Source organism: Dyella silvatica (assembly GCF_026283955.1).
Taxonomy (GTDB): domain Bacteria; phylum Pseudomonadota; class Gammaproteobacteria; order Xanthomonadales; family Rhodanobacteraceae; genus Dyella_C; species Dyella_C silvatica.
Genome location: NZ_JAPDPE010000180.1, coordinates 1 through 5,855, shown reverse-complemented (window position 1 = coordinate 5,855; position 5,855 = coordinate 1). Strand labels below are relative to the sequence as shown.

Here is a 5,855-nt window from a genome sequence, read left to right as displayed (position 1 = left end):
CATGATGAGTTTGTCTGATGGCGGCCGCTCGGTGGCTGAGAGTCTTGGTGCGATACCCGTACCGGCGAATACCGGCGATCCCAAGCTCAGGCAGCTGCGCAATGTGATCGAAGAAATGGCGATTGCCGCCGGCATGCCCGTGCCGGGCATTTACCTGATGGAGGACGAGCCCGGCATCAATGCTTTTGCCGCCGGGTATTCGGTAGCCGACGCGGTGATCTGTGTAACCCAGGGCTGCCTTGATTATTTGACGCGTGACGAGCTCCAGGGCGTCATCGCCCATGAGTTCAGCCATGTATTAAATGGCGATATGCGCTTGAACATCCGGCTGATGGGCCTACTGTTCGGCATCATGATGCTGGCGGTGATCGGCCGACAGCTCAGCTATCTCGGCGACACCGATAGCGAGCGAAGGCGTGGCATCGATCTGTACACGCTGGGTATCGGCCTGACCCTGCTTAGCATCGGCTATCTCGGATATTTTTTTGGTCGGCTGATCCAGGCGGCGGTGGCACGTTCGCGAGAAACCCTGGCCGATGCGTCGGCGGTGCAATTCACCCGGCAAACCCACGGCATTGCCGGCGCACTGAAAAAAATCGCCGTGGTCAGCGAAGGTTCGGAACTGCAAGTGGGCAACCGGCACGAGGTTGCCCACATGCTGTTTGGTGAAGCCGATGAGTCCGGTTTTTTCCAGGCGTGGTATGCCACCCATCCACCGCTGCTGAAGCGTATTCGCTCGCTTGATCCGGTGTTTCGCGAAAGGGAGCTGGAGAAACTGGCGACCTCGATGCAGGCCGTATCCGAGCAGCTCGAGAAGGCGCGCGAGCCGGCGCCGGTCACCTCGTCAGCGGCCGCTGGGGCTGCGTCAGATGCTCTTTGGCGCGCTGGGCTGGCGGCGTCCATGCCCCGTGACCACACCCAGCTTGGTCGCTTCGATCAGGCGGCAGATTTGCAGCGGAATGTGCCTGCGGCGTTGAAGCAGGCGGCGGCCCAGCCGGAATCGGCGATGTCGCTGGTGTTCGCCTTGGCCATGTCGACGTATGGGGCGCTGCGGGACGCTCAGCAAAGGCTGCTTGCCAACGCCTTTGGCGACGATCTTCTTTATACGGTTTCCGAGCTGGCCGCCGAGGTCGGCAAGCTGTCGCCGGAGTTGCGGCTACCGCTGATCTCGCTGGCGTTTCCGGCGTTGCGGCAATTGCCGGAAGGGCGCTTGCAGACCTTCCTGGATACGCTGGATGCCTTGGTCAGGGCAAGCCGCAAGGTCAATCTGGACGACTATTGTCTGACCCGTTTGTTGCGCGTGCAGTTGCTTGAGGCGATGCGCCCGCGCAGTGCCCCCGTCGATGGCAAAAAGAAGCTGCCGGCGTGTGTGGCCAGTGTGTCCTTGGTGTTGGCTGTCGTCGCAGCGTATGGACATGCCGATCAGGTTGCGGCTAACCGGGCATGGCTGCTGGCGATGGATAACGCATTCCCGGGCATGGCCTGCACCTGGCAGGCGCCGCCGGCGGACTGGCAAGGGCCTTTCGAGCGTGCGTTGATCGATCTCGACGGATTGATGCCTGCCGCCAAGGATATTTTGATCCAGAGCCTGGATCGCGCGATTCGTGCAGACGGTAGCGTAACCATGGTCGAGGCCGAACTGCTAAGGGTGATCTGTGCAAGCCTGCATTGCCCACTGCCGCCGTTGCAGTTGTCTTGAAAGGCCATGCCTGAGATCGAGATCTCAGGGCGTGCCAACGGCTGAGTGGCGAGGCGATAGGTGTCGCCTTTCAAGGCTGTTAGGTGACTGGTATGGCTGCTTTGTCGATAGGCATAAAAAAGCCCGTCGGTTTAGACGGGCTTGTGATGCTTTCGGTGCTCGGCCTGCTTAAGTGCGGCGATAGATTTCACCGCCTGCAGTACTTGGCTCCGCCGATTTAATGACCATGTGCGGTACTGGGTGCCGGTGTGCTGGGCGGGGCACTTGAGGCGGGAGGGCTGAACGAACGTTGCACATTGCCGGTATTCATCGGCTCGTAGGCCCGCTGTCCGCCATCGAAAAACATGCGCCTACCCGAAGAATTATTCGGTGCCAGCGCAAAGCGCCGATCTTCCAGATTCACCCAGTGCCATGTTCCAAGCGGAACGGGGGCGGTCGAGATATAGGCGAACTGAGCGTCATAATCTCCTTCATCGCGAGGAGTGGTTGTCAGCGCGAGGTTCATCACGAACTGGCTGCTCACCGGGCGACCGTTGTCATATGCCGGCTTGGTGATCATTTCGCCCACATTCTTGGCGAGCAATCGTTTAAACGATGGTGGAAGTTCAATGGCCGGAGAGAGACTGGTGACTTTGCCTTCGGCATTCACCTGTACCAGGACCGGTAGAACTTTGGGCGTAAACGGACTTAGTGCACCGGTTGCCGCCATCGCGGCGCCTCCGGTAACAGTCAGCACGCTGATCAACGCCAGTGCATGAAACCGCTTCATAAGACCTCCTTGACTACGGTTGACGGTTGCGGCGAGCGCTTTACCTGCGGCTCGCCCCTGCAACTGTGAGCACTTTCCTCTTAATGTACTGCGCGGTCAATTAAAACGAATTTAATGTGCCCTTTGGCAAGTCTTTTTACATGGATATAACGAGCTTGCCGTCATCAGTATTTAAATAGATCGGCGATGAGATCTGACGTTGATATCCGATGACACACCGCACTCGCCTGGCTTACTCAGTAACGATTTCTGGGAGCTACTGCAATGAGCTGGCGCTGGCGGGTAAGCCAGCGCCGGCTCGATTCAACCGGTATTGCCGCGCACCGATGGCATCGTCGGCACGTGTTGTTGGCGTGAGTCGTTGGCCATCGTTGCGATGTCATTTCGTCAAGCGAGAAAATCGATCATCAAGGCCTTGTGCTGTACCAAGCGTTTGCTACTGACGACATCTACGCCTGGATCTTCTTTGGTACGCGCTGGGCCGGGTCATAGAAGAATGTCTCCTCGGCGATGCGTTCGCCTTCCCAGCGCTGGTAGGCCAGTTCTTCCATATGGGTGATGCTGCCGTCAGGCCACTCGAAGTCGAAGATCCAACGGATAACTACCCGGTCACCGTTGACGAGTACTGGGCGGACACAGGTCGACGATATCGATTTAGCCATGGCCATGACTTTGCGTTCGTGGGCTACGTGCGCGTCGCGGCCGACGCGTGGCTCTGCTTGATTCTCCTGCATGGATGAGTCAACGGTATAAAACTCTTCGCATGCTTCGGCATGCGCGTTCTGTTCGACTCGTGCGATAAAGCGTTCAAGTGTTTCAGCGGAGGGCATGGGCGTCTCGTGGTGGGGTGGAGTGTCGCGATCTGAGGTTGGCTTGACGACTTTGCAAGAGCATCGAGTGGGGAGGGGCGGATAGATTTCAAGGCACGTCCAAAGCATGGGCTCTTGCGACGGCCGCCATGTCAAAGCATGCTGTGGCCGGTCATGGGCGAAAGAGCACTACGATGTTTCTGACCACAGCGGATCTCGCCTACGCCGCGGCGTTCTCGGCATTTGTCGATGATTATCTGGACGCGGGGGATACCAGCCGTATTGCCAAATACCAGGCTGGCAAAGCGGATTTTTCCGCCTACGTGGCATCGCTGCATGATGCGTCCCGTGGGGTTGGGCTTGCGCAGGATCAGGTGGCATGCATCACCTACTGGTTGATCGATGGCGGGCGGGTGATCGGTGCGATCAGGATCAGGCCGCAACCGACCTCGGACAAGCTGCATCTTGACGGCCATATCGGTTATGACATTGCCCCAAGCCAGCGCCGTAAAGGATATGCCACGGCGATGCTTAGCCTGGCGCTGGTCGAGGCGCGCAAACTGGGGCTGGAACGTGTCGTCATTACTTGCCTGGCCGAAAATATCGGTTCCAGTCGAACCATCGAAAAGTGCGGTGGCCGTCTTATCGAGGTGGTGATGGACAATAAGCGCCAGCAACCCATCAATCGTTATGAACTGGACACTGCTCCTGCTACAACAGGCTAGCGGCGGCGATCGTGGCTGCCATCAGACCGATGATTTGTTTACTTTGCCGTGACGTCTATACTCATTCGGTACCTTGCAGGGATGGATCAAGACGGATCTTTCTCATGCACGTCGCCGCATGGCGACCGGTTTTCCTTCCGTCGCCAGCGCGTGATGCGATCTCGCGCCAGTGGTTTCCCTCGATGCGACTTGTACTGACGTGATGCGTAATGAAAGAAAAGCAGCCCGCCGATTCCTCCGTGACGACTCCTGATACACCGGTCGATCCCACCCGCCGTCGGCTGCTGGGCGGCATGGCGGCCGCCGGTGCCGCCTTGGCACTGGGTGGGCGCGAGACGGTGTCGGCCAGCGAACATCCAAGTGGCAGCAACGCCGCGCCTGGCGATAGCGATCTTGACGCCTTGCTGGCGCAGCACATTCAGCACGTAGTGGTGATTTACGCTGAGAACCGCAGCTTCAATAATCTGTTCGCCAACTTTCCCGGTGTAGCGCAGCCGCTTGCCGCACTCAAGCCGGCGGCGTATCAGCAACGCGATCGCGATGGCAGCTTGCTCAAGCAGCTGCCTCCGATCTGGGGTGGGCTGGTGCCCAAGGAGCAGGTGGTCAACCATCGCCGGTATCTGATCGGCGAAGCGGATATCACCGGGCTGCCCAACGCACCGTTTGCGCTGCGCACCCCAGAGGGCGATCCGCTGCCGCATGGCGTGATCACCCACGATTTATGGCATCAGTTTTATCAAAACCAGCGCCAGATCAACGGCGGCAAGAATGACGGCTTTGTCGCCTGGGGCAACACCGGCGCACAGGTCATGGGTTACTACGGCGATAGTCAGTACAACCTGCGCCTGTGGCAGTTGGCACGGCAATATACGTTGTGCGACAACTTCTTCATGGGCGCCTTCGGCGGCTCGTTTCTCAACCATCAGTATCTGGTGGCCGCGCAACCACCGTTTTATCCGCAGGCGGACAAAAGCCCGGCCAGCGTGCAGATTGCCGTGCTCGACAGCGACGACCCGGCCAGTCATCTCTTGAAAGTGGCTGACGAGTCGCCGGCCAGCGCCATGCATGGGCGTCCAAAGTTTGCCTCGCGCGATGCGCTTACGCCGGATTTCTGGGCGGTGAACACCATGGGCCCGGCTTACGCGCCAGCGTTCAATACGCATCCCGATCATCCTGAGCTGGCCGACCCGAAAAGCCCCAACACCCTGGTCGAGCAGAGCCACAAGACCATTGGCGATCTATTGTCGGCCAAGGGTATCGATTGGGCATGGTATGCCGGCGGCTGGCAGGCCGCGCTGGATGGTCATGGCGAGGGCAGCGAGTCGGAGTTTCCACCCACGCCGAATTTTCAGCCGCATCATCAGCCGCTGAATTACTTCAAGCAGTTCGCTCCGGGCACGGCAGCGCGCAAGCAGCATTTGCGTGATGCGGGCACTGGCGAAATCGCCCGCAGCAATCACCTGATTGCCGATATCGAAGCAGGCAAGCTGCCAGCGGTCACCTTTTACAAGCCGCAGGGCGACTTGAACATGCACGCGGGTTATTCCGACGTGAATGCCGGCGACTGCCATATCGCCTGCATCGTCGATGCCTTACAGCGCAGCGCGCAGTGGCCGCAGATGCTGGTGGTGATCACCTTCGATGAAAACGGTGGCTGGTGGGATCACGTGGCGCCGCCCAAGGGCGATCGCTGGGGGCCGGGCTCACGCATTCCGGCCTTGCTGGTATCGCCGTTCGCCAAGCAGGGGCATGTCGATCACACCATCTACGACACCGGTTCGATTGCCCGCTTTCTTACCCGCCGTTTCGGCCTGGAAAAACTGCCCGGCCTGGCCATGCGCGATGAAGCCATG

General features: G+C 59.3%; 5 protein-coding genes. 3 read left to right on the top strand and 2 right to left on the bottom strand.

The window, feature by feature from the left end; all coding sequences use genetic code 11:
- On the top strand, nt 1-1,699 hold a 1,699-nt coding region (locus OUZ52_RS21920; RefSeq protein ID WP_266160727.1), incomplete at its 5' end, for a M48 family metallopeptidase.
- Nucleotides 1,700-1,916: 217 nt separating this feature from the next.
- Here the strand turns inward: OUZ52_RS21920 and OUZ52_RS21915 are convergent.
- Complete coding sequence (locus OUZ52_RS21915; protein WP_266160726.1) at nt 1,917-2,468, bottom strand: hypothetical protein; 552 nt, start codon at nt 2,466-2,468, stop codon at nt 1,917-1,919.
- Between the two features lie 449 nt (nt 2,469-2,917).
- Nucleotides 2,918-3,298: a nuclear transport factor 2 family protein gene (locus OUZ52_RS21910; protein WP_266160725.1), complete on the bottom strand. Its 381-nt coding sequence runs from the start codon at nt 3,296-3,298 to the stop codon at nt 2,918-2,920.
- A 173-nt stretch (nt 3,299-3,471) separates the two neighbouring features.
- On the opposite strand from OUZ52_RS21910, the gene OUZ52_RS21905 reads away from it, so the two are divergent.
- Together OUZ52_RS21905 and acpA are read left to right on the top strand one after the other, a co-directional pair.
- Nucleotides 3,472-4,002: a GNAT family N-acetyltransferase gene (locus OUZ52_RS21905; RefSeq protein WP_266160724.1), complete on the top strand. Its 531-nt coding sequence runs from the start codon at nt 3,472-3,474 to the stop codon at nt 4,000-4,002.
- A gap of 209 nt (nt 4,003-4,211) precedes the next feature.
- Nucleotides 4,212-5,855, top strand: a 1,644-nt coding sequence (gene acpA / locus OUZ52_RS21900) for an acid phosphatase (protein WP_266160723.1), incomplete at its 3' end; no start/stop codon positions are given.